Here is a 23,250-nt window from a genome sequence, read left to right as displayed (position 1 = left end):
ACATTATGATAGAGAAAAATCTCTACTGACAGCTAATCTTCTTTAAGGCCTAAAAATGAACATTATTGATATATCTATCCCCATTACAAATCAAACCGTACCGTACAAAGAGGAATGGAAAAATGAGTTATCAACCATACAGTCTACCCTTAACGGTGACTCCAGTACGGTTTATCGATTGAATATTTGCTCACATACTGGGACTTATATTGAGACTTCACAACATAAATTAAACAATCAAAAAACTTTAGATAAAGTCAATTTAGATAGATTTTTCTGTAAAGTAAAACTGATCGAAGTGATTACATCAAGCGATAACCTTATAACTTTAGAGCAGTTTAAATCAGCATTATCAGAAAGAAGCATTCAGTTAGCTGATGGCGACTCACTGATTATCTACACAGGTTGGGGAGTCAGAAACTATAATGACAAAAACTTCATAATTGACAGTCCTGGGTTCACAAGAGAACTAACAGGCTACCTTTCACAATTTAAGTTCAACCTTTTAGCTGTAGATACACCGGTTATTGATAACCAATCTGAACCATATAACGCAGTCTCACGATTATTCGAAAAGAATACAGATTTGCTTTTGCTAGCTCCTCTAGCAATTGACTCAAACTTAGTTAAAGGCAAAAACTATTTTCTAAATGCCTTTCCGCTGAAGTTATTGAACACATCAGCCTCTCAATGTAGAGCTGTTCTAATTGAAATCAAAGATTAATCTTAAATAATATGCTTGAGGCTTAACAGAGGAGAAACCTCAAGAGCCTCGCAGTATTGAATATACTCAACCACATCCAAACGCCTTTCACCCTGCTCAACCTTACCAACAAAAGAGTGTGGAACCTCTAGCCTTTCGGCTAAATCGCGCATGGTCAAGCCCTGCTCACTTCTCTGCTGCTTCAGCCAAGCGATCAGTTTTAAGTTTTGAGGACTATGAAATGAACTAAGAAATGACCATTAATTCATTGTATTTAAAAGGATTAACCAGAAATGATTAACCCTTTTTGTTGATATTTTTCCTCTAAAGCCATCAAAGCTCTCTCAAACTCTAGTACTGCGTATGGAGGAAATTATTTTTTATTGGGAAACCATAAAACTACACCGCCAAATGTGAATATTTGTCTAACTATTAATACTGATAATTCGCAAACTTAATGAAGTCCTAAATAGCACCTTTAACCTTTCAGGCATCCCTAACAAATTTACTAGATATAGGTTTCTAATATTTGCCCATAAGGTGATGAAAAGTTATGTCAATGAACAAGTCTTAAGGTTACAGCTCACAAAAAAATTCAGTGGTATCCCTCTAAGAAAATTGATTAAGCAAGGTTTGCACGTAAGTCAAAAGTCTTGTACATTTCATTAACAACAATAGGTTACCTACTATTGTTCGGTATTTACAATGGAATGTAATTCATAAGGAAATCATGAAACAATTTACCCTTACTTTGATCGCTGCCGCTTTTCTTAGCGCCTGCGGTGGTTCAGACTCTACTTCAGAAACTCCCGACCCGGCACCTACTCCTTCACCAACTGCGATTTCAGATACAGGACTTGCTCAAAATAATCTAGCGGTAACGCTCGATGTGCTGGCCAATGACACTGATCATAGTGGCAATGGCTTAACGATTATATCAACTTCAAATCTGGAACTTGGAAATGTTGAAATAGTAAATAATCAACTTGTTTTCACACCTGAAGCAGATACTACAGGCACAGTAACCTTTAATTATGAAGTTAGCGATGGCACCAACAAAGCGAATGCTGACGTTACAGTAACCGTTAACCATACCTTAACCCTTTCAGGTCAGATAACTGACAACCCCATTGCCAATGCCGAAGTAGTGGTCACCCTAGATGGTATAGACCACACAGCAACTGCTGATAGCGAAGGTTACTACTTGCTCCCATTAACCATCAATAATCTTGATGAAATTATTAAAATACAAGCATTCGGCGCAACAGAAAATAACCAACAAAATGTAGAGCTAATCTCAATTGTTGGCCAATCAGGTACATTACTGCAAAAGGTTGATGAACAACGCAAGATTACTGCTGAACAGGCAAAATCGCTTAATGCTACCCACTTATCAACAGCTGCTTATTTGATTGCTAAAGACCTTAATAACAATGAAGAATTTGAGTCTGCAGAGCAATTTGAGCAGGCTCTAGCTGGAGTACCAGCACAGCATTTACTTGAAACTGCTGGATTCATAAAACTGTTAGTTGATAATAGCGAATTTGAAATTCCCGAGGGGAAAACAGTAGTCACATTGTTGAATGACGAAGAACTCGATACCCAACAGTTGATTAATCAGTATCTGACAAATAATGAACTGATTGATGAAAGCGGCAATCTGAGTGAAGCTTACGAAGAAGCGCTGGAAGAGGCAATCAAACAAACCTTAGCCGATCCAAAGGTTGTTGATAGCTTTACCAAAGAGATGTTTAGTGACAAATCAATGAGCTGGCTAGTAGGAGCGCAACCTGGTTGGCTAGAGTTCCGCGGCGACAGTATTCTCTTTAATGCCAATGGTTCAGGGACTGTATATTTGGAGCTATTCACCCTAGGCAGCGAATTACCTGAGCCTGAGGGATTTGATTGGTCGATTAACAATGGCAAGGCAATAATTGAGTACACTGACAGAAGTTATGTTTCATACACCTCTGTTTCCTACCCTTACTACCAGCTTGAAGAGGATTATGGATTTTCATCCGAGGTCGTCGAAGCATTTATTGCTGCTTATGAAAGTGGATATTATGAAAGTCAAATTCCGCTAACTTACCGCACCCAAAGCGACAGCATTACTTTACTTCAAGCCAATGAGATTTCTTATCAAGTTAATGTTGACTCTGCTATAGAATTAACAATTGAAATGCCTGAGTGGGTCGATTGGAATGAAGAGAACCCCAAAGCAGTGATTACTGAGTCATCACAACAAGTACTTCACCATAATTACAAAAGTGCATTTGCAGGTAAAGCGCTTGAAGATTTCAATGGTAAGTGGGTACTACCTATAGAAAGCGACTACCTCGCCCAACCTGAATTCAGCGAATCAACAGGTGAATACGAGCCAAACCTGAAAACTGCAGTCAAAGCTGATGTGATTACAATCAACAATGGGCAGGCTCAAAGTCAAATCGGAGAAAAGAGCTTTACCGTCAGCTTGGAGAATGATGCTCTTAAACTAACTACTGGTGATACACACTTTGAATATACTCCATATGCTTCACAAGGTGATGAGCACTTGGTCTTAGTGGAAAAATATCAAAATAATGCATTCCAGTATTCAACTTCCCAACGTATGGCTAAGTATACCGCTGATGACTTTGTGGTAGGGAGTAAACTTGTGACAGAATTACCTGAAATGTCACTTTCAAATATCAATGCTTACTTACCTTCATACTGGAATGGTAATCAAATGACTGTAGGTGGGGTGTGGGGACGCCTATTTAGAGCTGATGGCACTTTTAATCATGGCATCTCAGGAGTGGAACCTGGTTTTTGGAGCAATGAACAGCAAAAAGTAACTGATATACCTATGTTTGAGATAGGTTTCTTAGAGGGAACATGGACAAGCGTCGGTAATAAAGTTGACCTGCATATTACACAAGATTATATTTTGAGAACGCGTCATCGCGAGTGGGAAGTTGTTTCTGTGGATTCTGAATCAGGTCGTATGGTCGTATTTGAATATTCAAATTGGCATCAAGATTTTGACTTTGACGGTACTCTAGAAGATGGTGAGCGTTACACTATAATTCCTCCGAGAATCAATTATGTTTCTACCATTGATCTCAGCGAGTGGGAAGATGCTTGGAAAAACTCTCAAGACTTAGGCTCCATGCAAATCAACGCTACAACGCCAGCACTGACCTCTAAATCAAAGGCATCAAAGGTGAGTGACTTAGGTAAGCGGTCTATCAACAACCAGTTTGTGGAACCAAGCAACTAACTGAAGAAGTAATGATGTAACACTTTAAAGCAAAAATAATAAATCCGTAAGCCTTGACAAGGCTGCGGATTTTTTCTATTTGATAAACAGTCTTTTGTTATTCAATTCCGCTTTACCATCTCAACTTGCTACTCAAACTTTAATCGATATCGCTTCAAGACTAAATTCTCAATCACCCAATACAGACCTGTTAGCGACAGAATCAACATCATTAATCCAAATACCCAGCTAAAGGGATTATTAAAACTGCCTTGGTGAAGGTAATCCATAAAGTGCAGTTTAAACATCAAATCGGCTAAATCAGTGTGGTCATTTTTATGGCCAACTAATCGACCATTTATGCCGTTAATGTAAATACGTGTATTCAACTCATCATTAATGCTGACTTGCCATAATGGGTTACATTCTTTCGGCCACTCTTTAAAGCTGGTAGATAATTGTCGGTGACTCATTATCTCGCCTGCTCCGGTATAACTTTGCAAGGCTATGGATTCTGCCAACTCGACATCAATAAGGACTTCTTTACCACTATATGCATCAACTACGACTTGTTGTTGGCAATTATGCTGATATCGCTGTACTCGCTCGTCTAATAAATACATAGGTCGGTCATTAAGCACAATAGTGCTGACCTGCTCCATCGGCTTATATCGCTCGAGAATAGACGATAAAGGCTCGAGATCATGACTGCTAAATGAAGTTAAATCTAGCGGCGCTATACTGCGATAATAATGAGTGCCTTTAAGGTCTTCACTTGGGGTGATATTGAAATAAATTCCTGTCCCTAGCCAGATTAATAATTGAATGCCAACAATAGTGCCCAACCAATAGTGACAAAACCTCAGCCAACGTTTTAGATTTTTGGTTTTCATTAGCTGTACCTCTTACGGCGTTGCCAAATCAATATCCCACCAGCGAATACAGCAATAAACGATCCTATCGCAGTATAAAATAATAAGGCGTTATCAATGGCTTCACCGTCGTCATAATCCATTATGTGCCACTTCCAAAATAAGTCGAACCAACGCCAATATTCATGACGCCTTGTCACCACATCGCCTGTCTGCGCCGATATATACAGTGTTGATTGGGCAATATCATCAAACCTGATTTGCCAGACAGGTAAATGTCTTGCAGCTAATTCTGACGGAGCTTGAGTGGTGAGTAATTTGGTTAAAACGATACTTGCAGAAGGTGAGATTGCATCCTGATGTTGAAATGTTAATGCAATGGCTTTTGCTTGCGCTTCGGTAATACTGCCAAACGGCTGGCCAGATTGCGCGTTAATCAATAATGACTTTTCTGGTAACTTAAGTTGATACACCATTTGTTTAAGTAAGGGTTTTACAATGACAGCTTGAGCATCAGGGTAAGCTTGGTAAAGCTCTGAAACTGGGTAAGAGATAGAAGATGGTGATATTTTATCAGCTTGTTTCACTGCAACATGATCGCTGCGAATAAAGCCAATATCCATCAATACAAAATAGCTGCCAGTAAAGCCCCATATAATAATTGGAACAGCAAATATCAACATGAGCCATCGGTGAAGAAACTGAGCTGATGAGACCTTTTTAAGGGTTTTATTGACTGCTTTTTTTGGATTCAAAGTAACAAATTGCCTGTGTCTTATTATTCTATTTTTGAGTGAATAGGGTTACTCATAACAGTGAGCAAATTAATTCAGAAAAAACTAACTTACCGTAAAATTGACCATAAAACAGCATTTAAATCCTGGTCAAAATTACAAACTTAATTATCAAAGCCATCAGCACTATTTCTTACCTCCATTAGCTTCAATTTACTGCTGAGATAACAAATATGTTTAAATGTGCATGACTAAAAATAGAATAAAAATAATAAAGATAACAAACACAAGGATTGAGAATGAGTCGTTTAAGCTAACTTGGCGCTGTTATCACAGCGCTTGTGAGTTTTGTGCCTTCAGCAAATGCGAGTTATCCCCAGTTACCCGAAGGTGTGTCTAATAACGCTGTAGCCAAAGTGACGACAGCAAAAGGCGACTACTTATTGAGTTTTACTGGCTTGGCTGAGGGTAAAGATTATCAAGCAGTGCATAACAAGGTTTGGGGGGCTAATCTTTCTGCGCCTAATCCACAATGGCAGCCGTTAAACCCAGTTCCTTTTGTCGCGCCATTAGCGGGTCGCCTTGCTTCAATCGCTGTGGGGCTTAATGATAAAGCTTATGTTTTTGGCGGTTATACCGTGGCTAAAAACCATGAAGAAATAAGCACTGTCGATAACTACCAATTTGATGTGCTGACTAATCAATACCAACGCATTGCTGATATGCCAGTAGCCGTTGATGATACTGCAGCGAGTGTATATCAGCAGAGATATATCTATTTGTTTGGCGGCTGGCATAACGACGGAAACGTCAACCTAGTCCAAATTTACGACACCAAAACGAACACCTGGGATCAAGCGAGCCCTATGCCAGCCCCTGCTGTTTTTGGCCAAGCAGTTGCTATGACAGGCAACAAAATCGTGTTCTGTGATGGTGTGAAAGTACAGGCCAATATTGGCAAACGTCGCAGCTACCAGTCATCACCTGTGTGTTTATATGGTGAAGTTAATCCTCAAAACCATTTAAGAATCAGTTGGCAGTTACTGCCTCACTACTCTGTTGCGAATACCCAAACAAACAATGCTGAAGGTCTGCAAAACTTAGCAATCGCCCATTACCGAATGGCAGCCACAGGCGTGAACTCAGGTAAATCTGGGCAAGCTATTTTTATGGCGGGCAGTGACAATCCCTATAACTACAGTGGCATTGGATATAACGGCGAGCCGAGCGAGCCACACAGCCAACAATACACCTTTGACTTTGACACCATGCAATGGCTTAAACCACTTAAGCTTGAAACACCAAGCATGGATCATCGAGGCTTAATTTGTCATCAGGGCAAGTTGTTACGAGTTGGCGGCATGTTAGCAAAACAACAACTCAACCAACACGTACTATCTAGTCCGTTAATGGCTCAACAATCTTGTACTCAGTAAGGGATATTAGCGCCGATATTTTGTGATCGACTTATCATTTGGTCGTCATGATGATTGAACAACCAAAAGATGCATTTAAAATATATGTATAAATTAAATGCATCTTTTGGAGCCATCATGTCTTCTGCTAGTTTTGAACAGTTACAAGCTTTACCTATACCCGCTTTAATTGATCATATTGAAGCCACGCATCACCAATATGTACGTGAGACGGCGCCGCTTTTGGTGGAATATTCCCAAAGAATGGTACAAGCACACGGCGAAGATCATGCTGAAATTAAGCCACTGGCGATGCTAATAGGTGCATTAGTGGCTGATTTAATGCCGCATTTAATGAAAGAAGAACAAATTCTATTTCCAGCAATGCGCAAGCTTGCCGCTGGCGAAGAAGTCAATGGCTGTTTTGGCCATATTGGCAACCCAATTAATGCCATGGAACACGAGCATGATCATGCTGGCACCGTTTTGCAGCAATTAAGAGAGCTCACTAATAACTACCAAATTCCAGCAGGCGTATGTAGCACTTGGCAAAAATGCTACAAAACCTTGGCTGAATTTGATGCTGATTTACAAACCCATATTCACGTTGAGAACAACTTACTGTTCCCACAAGCATTAGCGATTTAGTTTAATCAGTAGACTTTAGCGCTAATGAACGCGTAACACTTTGCTCCATCATGTCCTCGGCTCTTGCTTCCCCCAGCAGAGCCTTTTTTTGATTTTATCCTCAATGCCATTCAACAACTCTAGGGTAATTTGATTTCTCAAGGCTTGATAACATCTTTTGATTAACACGCTATCACCACAAAATATGCCTGTCACCACAGCGAAATCCTCACAGTTTATCTTCAAAGCAATGTGTGCTTAACTAATAAACAGTATGGTTAACTGTTAAACAGCTTGTTTAAGCTATAAGCCATGCTTATTGTAATAATGGTTCTGGAGAGTCTGCATGGGAAAAGCTGGGGTATTTATTGCCACAGATGGCACAACATACGTAGACAAGAAACGTCACTTTTGGTGGCTGTCATTATTAATCCCCACCATTGCTGTCGCAGGACCTTTGCTATATCAAACATATCAGCAAGAAGTTTTTCTATGGTTGTTTTTTGTCGTGGTCTACATGTTATTTCCCTTAATTGATTATGTAATGGGAGAAGACACCAGTAATCCACCTGAATCGGTTATACCTGCACTCGAATCCGACCCGTTTTACGCTCGAATTACACGATTAAATGTGTTTGTCGTACTGGCAACATTCATCTATTGTGCTTGGTTTGTTGCCAATTATTCCCTAAGTTATTCCGGATACTTAGCCGTTGCCTTATTGGCAGGCAGTATTGGTGGGCATGGATTAAATATTGGTCATGAACTCGGGCATAAACGCAAAAATATAGACAAATGGTTGGCTAAGATTGTGTTGGCTCCTGCAGCTTACGGTCATTTTTTTATTGAACATAATCGAGGTCATCATAAACATGTGGCCACACCAGAAGATCCCGCCTCAGCTCAAATGGGAGAAAGCATCTATCGATTTGTACTGCGAGAGCTCCCTGGAGCCATCATGCGCGCTCACCAAATCGAAAATTTACGGCTCAACAAGGCTGGAAAATCCTCCTTGAGTTTAAACAATGAATTTTTGCAAGCCATGCTATTAACATTTTCGCTATTTATTGGTTTGGTTATCTGGTTAGGTGTGTCAGTCATTCCCTATCTGCTCATTTGCGCTTTTTGGTCTATGTGGCAGTTAACCTCGGCAAATTATATTGAGCATTATGGCCTATTAAGGCGAACGCTACCCAATGGTCGTTATGAGCCTCCGCAACCACATCATAGTTGGAACAGTAATCATATTTTCTCCAATTGGGCACTGTTTCATTTACAACGTCATTCTGATCACCACGCCAATGCAACTCGCAGTTACCAATCATTACGACATTTCGATGACTTACCGACACTGCCAAGCGGCTACTTTGGTATGTATGTTCTGGCTTATATTCCTTGGCTGTGGTTTAAAGTGATGGATATACGACTATTAGCAACCACTGGTGGCGATGCAAGTAAAATCAATATGCTTGCCAGCAAACGGCAACATCTCATTGAAAAATATAAGATGGTGATACAACACCCTACTGATTAACTATCAATGCATTGAATTAAGCGGCTAGCAATGTGGGAAAAACTAAACAGTTAATATAAAGACATATCGTAAAAGCCCAGCAATTGCTGGGCTTTGTAATGTGTAAATACACTTGATTTCTTTACGCTTTAGCTCGGCCATGTATCCATTGATACAAAGCAGGTAAAACAAACAAGGTGAGAATAGTCGATGAAATAATACCGCCAATAACCACTGTCGCAAGCGGACGTTGCACTTCAGCACCGGTACCAATATTCAGCGCCATCGGCACAAAGCCAAGTCCTGCCACTAATGCAGTCATCAACACAGGACGTAATCTAATCAGTGCGCCATCAATAATGGCATCCAATAACTCGCCTTTTTCTTGGTATAACTGACGAATAAAGCTCAGCAGCACTAAGCCATTAAGCACCGCCACTCCAGATAACGCGATGAATCCAACACCTGCGGAAATAGATAACGGCATGTCTCTGAGCCATAACGAAATAACACCACCTGTTAACGCAAGCGGGATCCCTGTAAAGACAATGGCAGCATCTCTTACCGAATTAAACGCCATAACTAGCAAGCCTAAAATAAGCGCGAGCGTTAATGGCACCACTATCAATAAACGCTGACTGGCTGATTCTAGTTGCTCAAATGTGCCACCATATTCCAACCAGTAACCTGCAGGTAAATCTACTTGCTGACTAATTTGTTGTTTTGCTTCAGTGACGAATGAGCCTAAATCACGGCCGCGCACGTTAGCAGTCACGACAATACGACGTTTACCGTTCTCACGGCTAATTTGATTTGGAGATGGCGCGATATCTAATGTCGCGACTTCAGATAAAGGCACATACTGCCCCGATGGCAGCACAATAGGTAACGCTTGTAAGTGCTCTACATCTTTACGAATATTTTCAGGTAAACGCTGAACAATCTTAAAGCGACGATCACCTTCAAAAATAAGTCCCGCCTCTTCACCACCGATTGCAGTTGCAACAAAATCTTGCAACTCACTGACTGTTAAACCATAGCGTGCTAACGCCATGCGATCGGGTTGAATCGACAACATGGGCAAACCCGTTACCTGTTCAACTTGAAGGTCTGACGCCCCCTCAATTTTCTCTAACACTTCATGAATGGCATTGGCCGAAGTCAATAATTGCTGTAAATCATCACCAACCACTTTAATGCCTAAGTCAGCACGAACACCTGAAATGAGTTCGTTAAAACGCATTTCAATTGGCTGAGTTAGCTCAAAGTTATTACCGGGCTGACCAGAAACAGCATCGACAATATCGGCAGCAAGCGCATCATGGCTCATTTTAGGGTTTGGCCACTCATTACGTGGTTTAAGCATAATGAAGGTATCGGCAATATTTGGCGGCATTGGGTCGTTCGCCACCTCCGGAGTTCCGATTTTAGAAAATACATTCAGCACTTGAGGGAAGTGTTTGATTCTATCCTCAAGCATCATTTGCATCTCTACAGATTGCTCTAAGCCAGTACCAGGAATGCGAATCGCCTGTAGTAAAATATCTTCTTCATTAAGCTGTGGAATAAACTCTGAGCCCAGCGTAGTGGCTAACCAAATTGAAAATGCCACCAACCCAACAGCTGCACTCAACACTAACCAGCGAAACTTCATTGCTAATATTAACAATGGCTTATACAAAGATTTACTTAAGGTAATAACGCGGCTTTCTTTTTCGCTAATCTTACCTGTCATAAACAAAGCAACAGCGGCAGGAACCAGTGTTAACGACAGCACTAACGCTGCTAAAAGCGCCATCACAACTGTGGCTGCCATTGGGTGGAACATCTTGCCTTCAACACCCGTAAGACTAAACAGTGGAATATAAACCACGGTAATGATCAATACGCCAAATAAGCTTGGGCGAATGACTTCATTCGTTGCCTCATACACCAATTGTAAACGTTGTTTACGAGGCAGAATATTCCCGCCATTTTGTACCTGTGCTTGACCCAGTCTGCGAATGGCATTCTCGACAATAATCACCGCACCATCGACAATCAAACCAAAATCTAATGCCCCTAAGCTCATCAGGTTTGCTGAAACGCCAGCTTGCACCATCCCTGTCATCGTCGCTAACATTGCCAGCGGAATGACCGCTGCAGTGATTAGCGCGGCTCTTGCATTGCCCAACAAAATGAATAACACCACGATAACCAGTAACGCACCTTCAACGAGGTTTTTTTGGACTGTATATACCGCTTTATCGACCAAAGTTGTGCGATCGTATACGGCCTCTACTTTAATTCCATCAGGCAATGACGCTTTAACATCTTCAAGTCTTTCGGCCACGGCTAATGATACTTGGCGTGAATTTTCACCCACCAGCATCATTGCACTGCCTAGTACTGTTTCTTTTCCGTCTCTAGTGGCTGCCCCCGTTCTTAACGCCTTACCAATGCCGACCTCTGCCACATCACTAATTAAGATTGGTGCATTATCGATACGCTTAACAACAACCTGTTTAATATCGCTAATGGTTTTAAGCTGCCCGGCTGAACGAACTGTCAATTGCTGGCCATCACGCTCAATATAACCTGCGCCACGATTACTGTTGCTGCTTTGCAGCGCCATTTTTATATCGACAAAGGAAACCCCATAGGTCAACATTTTCAATGGTTGAGGCGTAATGTGATATTCCTTATCAAAGCCCCCTATGGTGTTTATTTCAGTCACACCGTTTACTTGAGCTAATTGCGGTTTAATAATCCAATCTTGGATTTCTCTTAGCGCTGTTGCATCGAAGTCACTTCCGTCAGCTTGTTTGGCATCCGGTTTCGCTTCGATGGTATACATGAAGATTTCACCCAAACCGGTAGAAATTGGCCCCATTTCAGGCTCAATTCCAACAGGTAAAGCTCCTTTTATGCCATTTAAACGCTCGCTAATAAGGTTACGAGCAAAATAAAGGTCGGTGCCTTCATCAAACACGACTGTCACCTGCGATAATCCATAGCGCGACAATGAACGAGTGTTAGACAAATTCGGAATACCCATCAGGGCATTTTCAATCGGATAAGTAATCCGCTGTTCGGTTTCTTGTGGTGAGTACCCCGCAGCACGCGTGCTTATTTGCACTTGTACATTGGTAATATCTGGCACGGCATCAATCGGTAATTTCTGATAACTCCAAAGCCCTACAGCAACCAGCAATAAAGCTAAAAACATCATCATCCAGCGGCGATTAATCGCAAGACGTAAAACTGATTCAATCATTTTCGTCTCCTTTAATGGACGTGTGCAGCGCTAGATTTCTCAAGATCTGCTTTAAGAAGAAAGCTCTTCTCTACGGCATACTCTTCGCCAATTGCTACGCCAGATAACACCTCTGTCATTTGGCTATCACTTTGTCCTAGCTCAACGATGCGTTTTTCAAAGCCCTCTTCATTACGGACAAACACCACTTGCTGACCTTCCATAATCTGCACTGCACGATTATCAATAACCATCGCCACAGACTGCTGACTCAAGGTTAACACCCCTGATAATAAAGCGCCCACCGCCCATTGACCTTGCTTATTGTCTAGTGGCGCACGAGCTAACGTGTAAGCTTGGTTATTGGTTGAGTTGAGAAGGTGTTTTATTGTTGAATCCACTTGCTGCTTATTTGCATTAGCTGGGTTTGATTCGATAATAAGGTGCTGACCAACCGATACTGAATTTAATTGTCCTGGAAAGATTTGGTACTCAACCCACAACTCTGTGTCATTCATAATAGTAAGCAGAACATTGTCTGTGGCTAACTCGCCGACATTAGCATATCGGTTTACCACTACACCTGAAATTGGTGCAGTTATTGAGTAATGTTTTAAGCTTGCATTAGATTCAACTTTAGCAATCACTTGCCCCGCTTTTACCTTGTCACCTACCGCGAAGTTAAACTCGGTGATAAGTCCTGAAAATCTAGCTTTCACTGGACTTATAGCCGTTTCTGGTACCACTGTTCGACCATAAAGAGTCACTGTTTGTTTGATATCACCAGACTGCGCTAGTTGAGTAACGATCCCAGATACAGACAGTTGCTCTGCACTGATATGAACTTGGCCTTCTTCATGTTCATCATGCCCATGCTCGTCATGGCCGTGTTCGTCATGTGATTGCTCATCGGCATGGCTATCAGAGTGACTATCATAGTGACTATCTGAATGGCCGCTTTGATGTTCATTATGCCCATGTTCGCCATGTGCTTGTTCATTAGCATGTTTATCTGAATGCACACCTTCATGGTCATGATCGCCCGAAGCATAAGCTGGAACAGCAAGCATTAAGACGGCCGTTACAGCAAGATGAACCATAGTAAGGTTATTGAATGGTCTTAAGTTCATTTTGGGAATCCTTGGAAATCTTTAAAAAAGGTATGTTGAGACGCTGATAGAGGCTCAGCAATTAATTGCTCTATATCCACGCCATGACGCAATGCAGAAGCAGCAGCATCAATCAAAGCTCGGCGTGAAAAAAGTAATTCTTCTCTTGCTGTTAAATAATCAAGATAGCTATATAACCCTTGCTCATAAGCTTTTTGAGTATCTTCTAAGGCTAGGGTTAAAGTAGGAATTACGCTGGCCTGCAAACGATTAACCGTGACAATTGCTTGTTTACGACTGGCATAAGCACGATATAACTGAGCATAGAGTTCAAGCAGTGCGACTTCGCGGTTGATCATTACTTCATCTTTCGCCGCTTGTGCAGAAATGACCGCTCCTGAATTTCGGTCTCCACTAAATAACGGCACACTGAATCCCGCCGTTAATGCCATATCGCTGGTTTGCTGCATTTGCTTCACGCCAACAGACCAACTCACATCTGCACTCGATTGAGTTTGAGCAAACCGTAATTCAGCTTCCTTTAATTGAGCTTGGGTTAGGTATGCTTCAATAGCAGGGCTGTATTTCACCTTTTCAAACAATGGAGCTAACGCAACATCATCAGTAAATTCAAATAAACTACCTTCCAAAGATTCAAAGTTAACATTGGATTCACCCCACATCATACTGAGGGCTAATTTGGCATAATCGTGCTGATGTAATTGAGTTTCTGCGACAAGTCTGCCATTAAATACTGCAGCTTGAGCACGTTTAACTTCGGCATCAGGAGTGACGCCAGCTTCCGCACGGTTTTTCACTACCCTTAAGGTTTCTTCCGCAAGCGTCAAGGAGTCAGCAGCCAGCTCTAATTGTGATTGTGCAGCTAACACATCGATATAACGACGAGTCGTTTCACCCAGTAGACTTAGGGCTGCAATTTTTTGTTCAGCTTCAAGTAAGGCACGCTTTTCATTCACCATCCCAGAACGCGCTTCTAACTTATCACCCAGTTCAATGACTGAAGACAATGACACGCTAAATTCGGCACTATCGATGCCTTGGTAATCTCCTGAACCTGCAACATTGTCGACATCAAACCCGATTTCATAACCAGGTGTTAATGCTTGCGTGTACGCTTCGCCATCTAGGGCAAGTTGACGAAATTTGAATACTTTTAATGAGGGATGTTGCTGCTTAACACGCTCAAGTACCGTCGTTAATGACAGGGTAGAATTTTGTTCTTCAGCACTAACGTTATGGGATATCGGCGCAAGCAGCGCGAATACGCAACACAAGAAAAGTTTGGACAAAATAATGCCCAGTCGGGCGATATTAACATTGTAAAACATCTGAGTTTTGGCCTCGATTTAATACAAAAATACAAGACAAGCTGAGTGCTATTACGAGCACAAAATACAGCTAGTCAAAGCAAATCGATTAATAGAATTTGCTTATTAGATAAAATTTTGAATTAAAGGCTAAACTTGGGGAGGGCGTAAAAAACTAAAAAATGGAGTTTCGATTTCAGTAGAGATAAATGAAAATACAAAGGAGTCTGGGGCTGACTGAGCGGTATGCATCACTGTCACGGGCTGCATTAACGTCATACAGCAAGAACAACAATTATTACTACACTCACCGCAATCTTTATCAATATGACTAATTATTTGTACTTTTTCATCGCACTGCTTTGAGTCTTTTTCTGAAGCATGCTCTTGATTTACTATATGAGAATCCATATCAGCGATCATAAGCGCAACAGGGGTGTCATCACAATCTTGGTGCTCAAATGTACAATCATCTGCCATCGCACCAACAGACTGCATCGTTAAAATCGCGATCAACAACATTCGCCCCAGCTTAGCAGGAGACGTCATGATGATAGTTCGGATTGCACGATATAAATTCATCTGAATTTAGCAGTTACCTTGGCAGTAAAAAGCATTTAAAGGTGTAGTAACATTTGTATCAATACAGTTTAAAGCAATCAAAATTAAAACACTATGGGCAGGGCGTGTTGAGTATTAAAACTGGATGAAATAAGTTCAAAAACCTCGACAACTGCACAAATTTATATAAATAACATACTCTAATGTGTCACAAATCAACTTACCAACCTATATAACTAAAATACCTTAATGTGCAGCAAGCAAACTAATTTCTTGTAGCTCATCGACTTCAATATGAGGCAGAATATGACGAGCTTGCTGGTTATCGTTAAGGTTTAACCACAAACTCTGACAGCCTGCGGCGCGAGAACCTAACACATCACTGATAGGATGATCGCCAATGTGCAACAGGTCTTGATGTTCAATCTCAAGATGTTGACAACTTAAGTCAAACAGGTCGCTGTAAGGTTTCATTCTAACCCCATGCCCAGGATGAACCACAAACTCAAGCACATCCTCAAGCCCAATTCTGCGGGCATCAACATTACCATTGGTTATGCCAACTAATGGATAATGTTCGCCTAAGTCAGTCAGTAATTTCAGCACATTTTCATCGACTTTAAAGTCACTGCGGTGAAAGCAAAAACACTCTAGACCTTGCTGAGCACCTTGGCTAGCTTCAACTTCTGAGTAATCCCATTGAATTAAAGCCTGACGAAGCACCTCATAACGAGCTGCGGTAGTGTCATGAGCAAGTTCTTCATGTACCGCAATCACCTTCGCTTTTAATTCGCGCCATTGAGTGAGCCCCCAAGCATCAGGTACGTTAAATTGCTCCTGCATAAACAGAGACAACTTGGACTCGGCTTTAATTATATGCGGCGCGTTATGGTACAAGGTGTCATCTAAATCAAAACTGATAGCCTTAAAAGGTCGAAGTCGTAAATACTGTTTCATTATTTCCCCTTGGCTTTTTTCGCCCTAGGATGAGCGCCATCATAAACTTTTGCCAAGTGCTGAAAATCGAGACTGGTATAAATTTGGGTGGTGGATAAGTTAGCGTGTCCCAATAATTCTTGCACTGCTCTTAAATCTGCACTTGATTCAAGCATATGCGTTGCAAAGGAATGTCGCAATTTATGAGGGTGAACTTTTGCAGATAAAGATTGTTCCTGCCCCCACTTTTTCATTCTGAGTTGAATGCTTCGATGCGATAAGCGTTTGCCTTGCTGGCTAACAAATAAGGCGTCACCAGCTTCAGCCTTAACCAAATCATTGCGGCAATCACACCAACGGTTAATCGCTTCAATCGCCATTTTGCCTATCGGCACGACTCGCTGCTTACTGCCCTTACCCATTACTTTGACTTCGTGTTGGCTAAAGTCGATATCAGTCAGGTTTAAACTGGCAAGCTCAGCTAAACGCAAACCACTGGAGTAAAACAGCTCCATAATAGCTTTGTCACGTTTACTTAAGTGATCATCGGCATCGATATCTAATAGGTGCGTGACCGCATCCAAGTCCATATTTTTAGGTAATGGCTTAGCTTGTTTCGGTGCATTGAGGGTTTTAGCTGGGTTTACTTTTATGGCTTGTTCACGGACAAGAAATTCAAAAAATTGCTTAAGTGAAGACAAGCACAAAGATAATGAACGAGGGCTTAGGCCTTGGCGATGAAGTTTAGATAGCACAGCTTGTAATTGGTCACGATTGACCGTTAACCACTGGCGGTCATATTCCTCTAACGATGTGCCTTTTGGGATCGAAAAGATAATTTCTGCCGCACGATGAATTTCATACAAATAGTTTCGCACTGTGTGTGGCGAAAGTTGTTTCTCTGAACGAAGGTAGCGTTCAAATGCAGCTAGCCAACTGAGTTGACCCATGACACTGCCTCCAATAGTTGCAGTCATGCCTATTTAATCCACTGAATTAAATAGGCAGCCAATTAAAATTTTGGCAACATATGATCCAGTAAATCTCTTATTTGTTGGAAAAAGAGATGATCCATATCCGGATGGAAATGAGCAGCATCAACTGAAGCGACACCAAAAATGACTTGGCCGTTTTCATCAGATAACTTAGTCAATGCCACCGAACCGACTTCTGAACCAAAAAGTCGTTTAGATTCAGACTGTGTCAGGCGACCAAAGTAAAAGCCTTGTTGGATACGCTGACGCCAAATATTAGCGAGTTCACTATCGATATCATGGACGGTAATTAAACGAACATGAGTAAAGCCAAATTCAGTCTTTAACTTTTCCGATAGCACTTGTCTGAGTTCACCCAAATCTTCACACTTTAAAATTTTCATCGATAAATCACTGTTAAAACGGAATATCTTCTCGTTTTCAGTGGCTATCTTCATTAAAGAGGTAATTTCTTCTTCAAGTTGGGTCACGCGCCCACGCAGCATTTCTTGGCGACGTTCAATCAACGACACTGAACCGCGTTCGTGATGCGACAGTCGCATTGCTAGCAGTAGTTCAGGGTAGCGATTAAAAAACTCAGGATTATCGAGCAAGTATTCGCGGATCATCAACTCATCAAGAGGCAGGTCTTCCATTACGATATCAGTGCCTAATGAAGCTGCAGATTGCGCATTTTCAGCCAATAACTTTTTAGTATTGATTACGTCGCTCATAACTGGATTTGTCCATCAAAAACGTGTTCAGCAGGCCCAGTCATCCACAATGGTTTTCCTTCACCTTCCCAATTAATGATCAAGCGGCCACCAGGCAAATCAACTTTCACCTGTCTGTCTAATTTATTTTGCATAATTCCGATTGCGACAGCAGCACATGCGCCTGTGCCACAAGCTAGTGTTTCGGCTGCACCGCGCTCATACACTCTTAATTTGATATGACCGCGATCGACAACTTGCATAAAGCCAACATTCACCCCTTTAGGGAAACGTTCATGCTTAGTCAGCATTTGACCGATATCTTCAACCTCGGCAGTCGCAACATCATCCACTTCAAGCACACAATGAGGGTTGCCCATTGAAATAGCGCCACACAAGAACGTTTGCTTTGGCGTTTGCAGTAAATAGGTTTTTTCAGGGCGTTTAGCACGAAAAGGGATTTTACCAGGTTCGGTAACTGGTACGCCCATATTAACGGTGACAGTGCCGTCACGTTCAAGTCGCAGGGTCATTTTACCTGAACTGGTACTTACGCGAATTTTGTACTTATTAATTAAGCCTTTATTACGCACGAAGCGGGCAAAACAGCGAGCGCCATTGCCACATTGTTCGACTTCACCACCATCGGCATTAAAGATTCGATAATGGAAATCTAAATCAGGATCGTACGGCGGTTCAACTAACAAGAGTTGGTCAAAGCCAATACCGAAATTACGGTCTGCTAAACGGCGAATTTGATCAGGCGAAAAAAACACATTTTGTGTCACGCCATCAACCACCATAAAGTCATTACCCAGTCCATGCATCTTGGTGAATTGGATCAAAAGAGTTTCCCTTATCGAACTAAAAAATAAACCGAATCGGCTTTAATCAAATGATTAAAGCCATCAAACGATTAAGGCAGTAGATGTTCACCTTGCCACAATTGCTCAAGCTTTTCACGCTCACGGATCACTTGGTTTTGATCTTTATCGACCATGACCTCTGCTGGTTTCGGGCGTGAATTGTAATTTGATGCCATCACGAAACCATAAGCACCACTTGAACGCACCGCAAGTAAGTCACCAGCTTGCACATTCAGCTGACGGTTTTTACCCAAAAAGTCGCCGGTTTCACATACTGGGCCTACTACATCGTATTCAAAGCTTGGCGCTGAGGTGAGCTGCACAGGAATAATGTTTTGCCACGCACTGTAAAGCGCTGGGCGGATTAAGTCATTCATCGCACCATCAACAATGGCGAAACGTTTATCACTATTTTCTTTAAGAGAAAGCACTTCAGTGACAAAAATACCTGCATTTGCTGCAATCGCACGGCCAGGTTCAAATATCAATTTAAGTGGACGGTCGCCCAAGCGTTCAAGTAACGCTGCAGCATAAACATCTGGATGTGGCGGTGTTTCATCATCATAAGGCACACCTAAGCCACCACCAACATCAAAGTGTTTAATTTCAATGCCATTGGCTGCTAAACGGTCAATAAGTGCCAACATACGATCCATAGCATCTAAAAACGGCTGCATTTCAGTCAACTGTGAACCAATATGACAATCAACCCCTTTAACAGCAAGATGAGGTAATTCATGGGCGCGAGCAAACACTTGCTCAGCTTCATCCATGGCAATACCAAATTTGTTTTCTTTAAGGCCAGTAGAAATATAAGGATGTGTCCCTGCATCAACATCAGGATTTACCCGCAGTGAAATTGGCGCAACCTTACCTAATTTACCAGCAACCTCGTTTAACAATTCAAGCTCAGCACTTGATTCAACGTTAAAACAATAAATACCGGTATTCAGCGCTTGTTCCATTTCGGCTGTGGTTTTACCTACACCAGAAAACACCACTTTCTTAGGATCGCCGCCTGCAGCGATAACACGGGAAAGCTCGCCACCAGAAACAATGTCAAAACCACTACCTAACCGAGCCAGCACATTTAACACTGCAAGGTTTGAGTTTGCTTTTACGGCATAGCAAATCAAATGAGGGTGATCAGCGACAGCATTATCAAATGCATTCCAATGGCGCTCTAATGTCGCGCGCGAATAGATATATAGCGGTGTGCCGTGGGTACGAGCAAGTTCAGCAACAGAGCAGCCTTCAGCAAAAAGTTGATCTTGTTGATATGTAAAATGATCCAAAATGCGGTTCCTTCAAATTCTTTTGTATTTTTTATGTCGACTCTTGAGACTGCTCTTGAGTTTTTTGTTCGGTTTTTTCACTAGTAGGCTCTTGCGGTTTTCGCTCTTCCTGATTGGTTTCTACTTCAGGAGTTTTATATAACGGGCCTTGTTGTCCGCAGCCAATAATGAATAGGCTAGCAAGCATTACTAATAAAAACAGTCTCATTTTTCTCAACATCTATGCATCTGGGGAGTTATAGCCTTATAATCGCATTCATAACCTAGGAAGTACAAGGATAGAAATGCATGGCTATGACAGATACAGAGTTTCATCAGTTGGCTGATGAGATGTTCAGCAAGATTGAAAATGCCATTGAGGCTGCGATTGACGAACAAGATGCCGATGTCGATATCTTCGCAAGCGGTAATGTACTGCAGTTAGAATTTGAAGACGGTTCGCAAATTGTCATCAACAAACAAGAGCCTTTACATGAGTTGTGGATAGCCAGCCGTACCGGTGGTTACCATTTTGCTTTTGTAGACGGCAAATGGTTTGATGAGCGTAATAACAGTGAATTCATGCCTTTTGTTATTGATGCCATTACTAAGCAAAGCGGTATTGCACTTTCTATCTAGTGAGCTTGTTTAGCGCATCAGGTTTGATTTAATCGAATCAATGCCTGATTGACGATGAATTGAGTTTAGATATCTGAACTCAATTCATTCATCGCCACCCCGAATGGCACCACATTAAGCTCGCCATCAATTCTTTCCAATTTAAAAAATTGCGGCATATTAAAATAGTGCAGCGACGAATCATCTCGCTCGAAGGCGAAGCTGTGACTTTCTTTTTCAACTAATTCCTTCATCGACAGGTCATCAAATATCTGATGCTTTAACTGATTAACTTCATCAATAATAAATACATCCAGTGCATCGGGGCGTTGTCTTAAAAAGTACTGTTTAGCGCCTTTTGAAATATACAGTTTAATCACACTGGGAATACTGCGATAAGGATCTTGCTTTAATACCGCAACCGGCGCTGTTAATTCAGGCTTTTTAAATCGCTCAACTTTTATTGGCGCAACTTTAACTTCGTTGCCTTTAAGCTCTTTGTAGACCATTCCCATTGAATTAAAATACAAACCGTAGCGCTTATCTGACAACTCAATTGGATGCATTAGCGCGGATGACGCCCTCGCCTCATGGCAAAACTTAACGCAAAGATTAAACACAGCAAGTAACGCGTCATTAATCTGTTTTTTGAGCCGTTCTGCACACACCACGACCTCAATATCCACTTGTTCTGGAGTGCCTTTTAACCCTAATGCCACAAAAGCGAGTGCTTCTAATAAACCTTGCTCACCTTTAAAACGATGACATTGCCATTCGCCCCAACTGTTGAGACAAATCAGTTCAACAGTCGACAGCATATTTTGCTGTTTTTTACCTAATGAGAAAACATTGCCATTCATGTAGTCAATCATGATTTCTTGACCTTGCCACTTTAATGTAGGGTCGCCATCGACATTCGCCACCACAATGACTTTTTTGTAAAAATAGGGCTGACATAACTCAGCTTTTGAAACTTTATTGGCAGTGGTGAGTAACGGTACTAAGCGACTGGCTAATTCGGTTAATACGCTAGAGCGATGCTTTTTACGACCATATTCTTGCCAAGAGGTGTCATCAGTAGAAATACCATTCATCGCAGACCAAGCAATTAAGGCGGTGGGAGTATCAGCCTTAATTATTGATGACTCACCTAATAATTGTCCTGACTTTAGCGGCTGACGATAAAGATAATAGCGCGACTCTTTAAGGCTATGAATAATGGTCATGTTCGGTTCGAATACCGAGCAGCTCCATAACTTATTCAATGGCAACAGCTGATGTTCATCATCACTAAAGTAAGTATGGAGTTTGCGCGCAAGCATGCCCAATTCTTCAACTCTAAATCGGTCACTTAATGCTTGTTTTGAGGCAAATTCTAACAAGGTACGATAGCTGACTAATAACAACTCGTTCAGTTGTTTGTTAAACCATTTCAGCTGACCTGAATGCCAGTGTTGACTGTTATCTAAGGTTTCTAGCAAGCTGGGTGGCCAACTCCAATCATTGACGATTTGCTGCATTTTGTTGCGGCGCCAGTCAGTACCAACGCAGGCATTGGTGAGGTTAACACCACATTTAAGATAAAAGCAGCGACGCACAATTTCTAGACGCCTGATATCGCGCTTACTTAATAAGTAACGTTCAATACGTTGATATAGAATCAAATAAGCATCATTGGATTCTGAAAAATCCCCCTGTTCACATTGCTGCCAAATTTGTGCGGTAATGAAGTGTGACTCAGGATAATCGGCGGCATAGGTTTCTAACAGTAATACTTTCAGTAAGGCTTTATGGGGTTTATTTAGGCCCTTATACAATTGCCATAGTGAAGCGCCAAAATATTCTGTGGCTGGCATAGATTGCACATCACCTAAAAACAATACCGACTCATCTTGATTCGAATTTGGCCACCAACCCACGGTTTTACCAGCCAGTCGTATGTGCGAGCGATAAAACTCTTCCAGTAATAACCAATGTTGTGTGCTGCCGCTATGTTCCTCGCCTAACGAGCTATAACAGTTTTCAAAGGCGCTACACTCACGAAATTGCAGTGGATGAACTAAGTAAAAATTAACTTCAAAGTCAAAGGAAGCAAACCACTGGGTTAACGCGGTGGTTTTTTCAGTAATTAAGCTTAAATCGGCATGACTTAAGTTAGCTTTATAAACCAGCCATACATCTACATCACTTTTAGGGTTCTGACCAAAGCTTGCCGTACTACCCATTGAATAAACACCTTCGAAAGCACAAGGCTCTGCGATGTTTGAAGTCAGTTTAGGTAAATTGAATGCATCACAAGCTAGATAATCTTTTTCAGAATCCTGATATTGGCTAATACCAAAAGGCGTTAATGCAGAATTACCACCAGGGAGTTGTGGATGATGATGTTGAATGAGGTATCCGATGAGATCAAACAGCTTTTGCTGTTTTGGTGACAACAAAGATTGAACTCGTTCGTAGCGAACAAGATTGAGTTGATTGGCTATGTCGGCTGAAGGACAAACATTTTCTATCAAGGCTTCCATCCTTGTACT

General features: G+C 41.6%; 19 protein-coding genes and 1 pseudogene. 6 read left to right on the top strand and 14 right to left on the bottom strand.

The window, feature by feature from the left end:
- The first annotated feature begins 55 nt into the window (after window positions 1–55).
- Entirely contained in the window at window positions 56–724 is a 669-nt protein-coding gene (locus AC0L4E_RS00735) for a cyclase family protein (RefSeq protein WP_473677571.1), read from the top strand.
- Window positions 725–726: 2 nt separating this feature from the next.
- Here AC0L4E_RS00735 and AC0L4E_RS00730 read toward each other — a convergent pair whose 3' ends face one another.
- Window positions 727–921 carry a helix-turn-helix domain-containing protein gene (locus tag AC0L4E_RS00730; protein WP_473681446.1) on the bottom strand — a complete coding sequence of 65 codons (195 nt, stop codon included), beginning with the start codon at window positions 919–921 and terminating at the stop codon, window positions 727–729.
- 512 nt (window positions 922–1,433) lie between these two features.
- Between AC0L4E_RS00730 and AC0L4E_RS00725 the strand changes: the two genes are divergently transcribed.
- Window positions 1,434–3,962, top strand: a complete 2,529-nt coding sequence (locus AC0L4E_RS00725; protein ID WP_473677570.1) for an Ig-like domain-containing protein — start codon at window positions 1,434–1,436, stop codon at window positions 3,960–3,962.
- 128 nt (window positions 3,963–4,090) lie between these two features.
- On the opposite strand, the gene AC0L4E_RS00720 is transcribed toward AC0L4E_RS00725, so the two are convergent.
- Together AC0L4E_RS00720 and AC0L4E_RS00715 are read right to left on the bottom strand one after the other, a co-directional pair.
- Entirely contained in the window at window positions 4,091–4,834 is a 744-nt protein-coding gene (locus tag AC0L4E_RS00720; protein ID WP_473677569.1) for a PepSY domain-containing protein, read from the bottom strand.
- Window positions 4,834–5,496, bottom strand: coding sequence for a peptidase (locus AC0L4E_RS00715; protein ID WP_473677568.1), 663 nt, complete (start codon window positions 5,494–5,496; stop codon window positions 4,834–4,836). Before AC0L4E_RS00715 ends, AC0L4E_RS00720 begins: the two co-directional genes overlap by 1 nt.
- A gap of 401 nt (window positions 5,497–5,897) precedes the next feature.
- On the opposite strand from AC0L4E_RS00715, the gene AC0L4E_RS00710 reads away from it, so the two are divergent.
- The 3 genes and pseudogenes from AC0L4E_RS00710 (at window position 5,898) to AC0L4E_RS00700 (ending at window position 9,123) form a co-directional block, all read left to right on the top strand.
- Complete coding sequence (locus AC0L4E_RS00710; protein WP_473677567.1) at window positions 5,898–6,983, top strand: Kelch repeat-containing protein; 1,086 nt, start codon at window positions 5,898–5,900, stop codon at window positions 6,981–6,983.
- A gap of 90 nt (window positions 6,984–7,073) precedes the next feature.
- Window positions 7,074–7,610 (top strand): annotated as a pseudogene (locus AC0L4E_RS00705) (hemerythrin domain-containing protein); the annotation flags it as partial.
- Window positions 7,611–7,935: 325 nt separating this feature from the next.
- On the top strand, window positions 7,936–9,123 hold the full coding sequence (locus tag AC0L4E_RS00700) for an alkane 1-monooxygenase (protein WP_473677566.1): 1,188 nt from the start codon (window positions 7,936–7,938) through the stop codon (window positions 9,121–9,123).
- Between the two features lie 121 nt (window positions 9,124–9,244).
- Here AC0L4E_RS00700 and AC0L4E_RS00695 read toward each other — a convergent pair whose 3' ends face one another.
- The 10 genes from AC0L4E_RS00695 to lptM all read right to left on the bottom strand — a co-directional run bounded on the left by AC0L4E_RS00695 (window position 9,245) and on the right by lptM (window position 20,327).
- The gene (locus AC0L4E_RS00695; protein WP_473677565.1) at window positions 9,245–12,358 is read right to left on the bottom strand and encodes an efflux RND transporter permease subunit; all 3,114 of its coding nucleotides are present in this window, start codon (window positions 12,356–12,358) and stop codon (window positions 9,245–9,247) included.
- 11 nt (window positions 12,359–12,369) lie between these two features.
- On the bottom strand, window positions 12,370–13,467 hold the full coding sequence (locus AC0L4E_RS00690) for an efflux RND transporter periplasmic adaptor subunit (RefSeq protein WP_473677564.1): 1,098 nt from the start codon (window positions 13,465–13,467) through the stop codon (window positions 12,370–12,372).
- Window positions 13,464–14,756, bottom strand: coding sequence for a TolC family protein (locus tag AC0L4E_RS00685; RefSeq protein WP_473677563.1), 1,293 nt, complete (start codon window positions 14,754–14,756; stop codon window positions 13,464–13,466). The genes AC0L4E_RS00690 and AC0L4E_RS00685 overlap by 4 nt, the downstream gene beginning before the upstream one ends.
- Window positions 14,757–14,924: 168 nt before the next feature.
- Window positions 14,925–15,356, bottom strand: coding sequence for a hypothetical protein (locus AC0L4E_RS00680; RefSeq protein WP_473677562.1), 432 nt, complete (start codon window positions 15,354–15,356; stop codon window positions 14,925–14,927).
- Between the two features lie 225 nt (window positions 15,357–15,581).
- The gene (locus tag AC0L4E_RS00675; RefSeq protein ID WP_473677561.1) at window positions 15,582–16,292 is read right to left on the bottom strand and encodes an HAD-IA family hydrolase; all 711 of its coding nucleotides are present in this window, start codon (window positions 16,290–16,292) and stop codon (window positions 15,582–15,584) included.
- Window positions 16,292–17,248, bottom strand: a complete 957-nt coding sequence (xerC, locus tag AC0L4E_RS00670; RefSeq protein ID WP_473677560.1) for a tyrosine recombinase XerC — start codon at window positions 17,246–17,248, stop codon at window positions 16,292–16,294. Before xerC ends, AC0L4E_RS00675 begins: the two co-directional genes overlap by 1 nt.
- Before the next feature lie 35 nt (window positions 17,249–17,283).
- On the bottom strand, window positions 17,284–17,901 hold the full coding sequence (locus AC0L4E_RS00665) for a DUF484 family protein (RefSeq protein ID WP_473681444.1): 618 nt from the start codon (window positions 17,899–17,901) through the stop codon (window positions 17,284–17,286).
- A 74-nt stretch (window positions 17,902–17,975) separates the two neighbouring features.
- The gene (gene dapF / locus AC0L4E_RS00660) at window positions 17,976–18,803 is read right to left on the bottom strand and encodes a diaminopimelate epimerase (protein ID WP_473677559.1); all 828 of its coding nucleotides are present in this window, start codon (window positions 18,801–18,803) and stop codon (window positions 17,976–17,978) included.
- Between the two features lie 71 nt (window positions 18,804–18,874).
- Complete coding sequence (gene lysA, locus AC0L4E_RS00655; protein WP_473677558.1) at window positions 18,875–20,119, bottom strand: diaminopimelate decarboxylase; 1,245 nt, start codon at window positions 20,117–20,119, stop codon at window positions 18,875–18,877.
- Between the two features lie 31 nt (window positions 20,120–20,150).
- Complete coding sequence (lptM, locus tag AC0L4E_RS00650; RefSeq protein ID WP_473677557.1) at window positions 20,151–20,327, bottom strand: LPS translocon maturation chaperone LptM; 177 nt, start codon at window positions 20,325–20,327, stop codon at window positions 20,151–20,153.
- Window positions 20,328–20,407: 80 nt separating this feature from the next.
- On the opposite strand from lptM, the gene cyaY reads away from it, so the two are divergent.
- Window positions 20,408–20,737 (top strand): iron donor protein CyaY, encoded by a 330-nt coding sequence (gene cyaY / locus AC0L4E_RS00645; RefSeq protein WP_220753724.1) that lies wholly within the window; start codon window positions 20,408–20,410, stop codon window positions 20,735–20,737.
- Window positions 20,738–20,802: 65 nt separating this feature from the next.
- Here cyaY and AC0L4E_RS00640 read toward each other — a convergent pair whose 3' ends face one another.
- Window positions 20,803–23,232 carry a class I adenylate cyclase gene (locus tag AC0L4E_RS00640; RefSeq protein WP_473677556.1) on the bottom strand — a complete coding sequence of 810 codons (2,430 nt, stop codon included), beginning with the start codon at window positions 23,230–23,232 and terminating at the stop codon, window positions 20,803–20,805.
- Between the last annotated feature and the right edge of the window lie 18 nt (window positions 23,233–23,250).

The organism is Shewanella sp. GJ50-10 (genome assembly GCF_055808815.1).
Note: the sequence above shows the minus strand (reverse complement) of the source record. Positions and strands in the feature narration are given on the sequence as shown.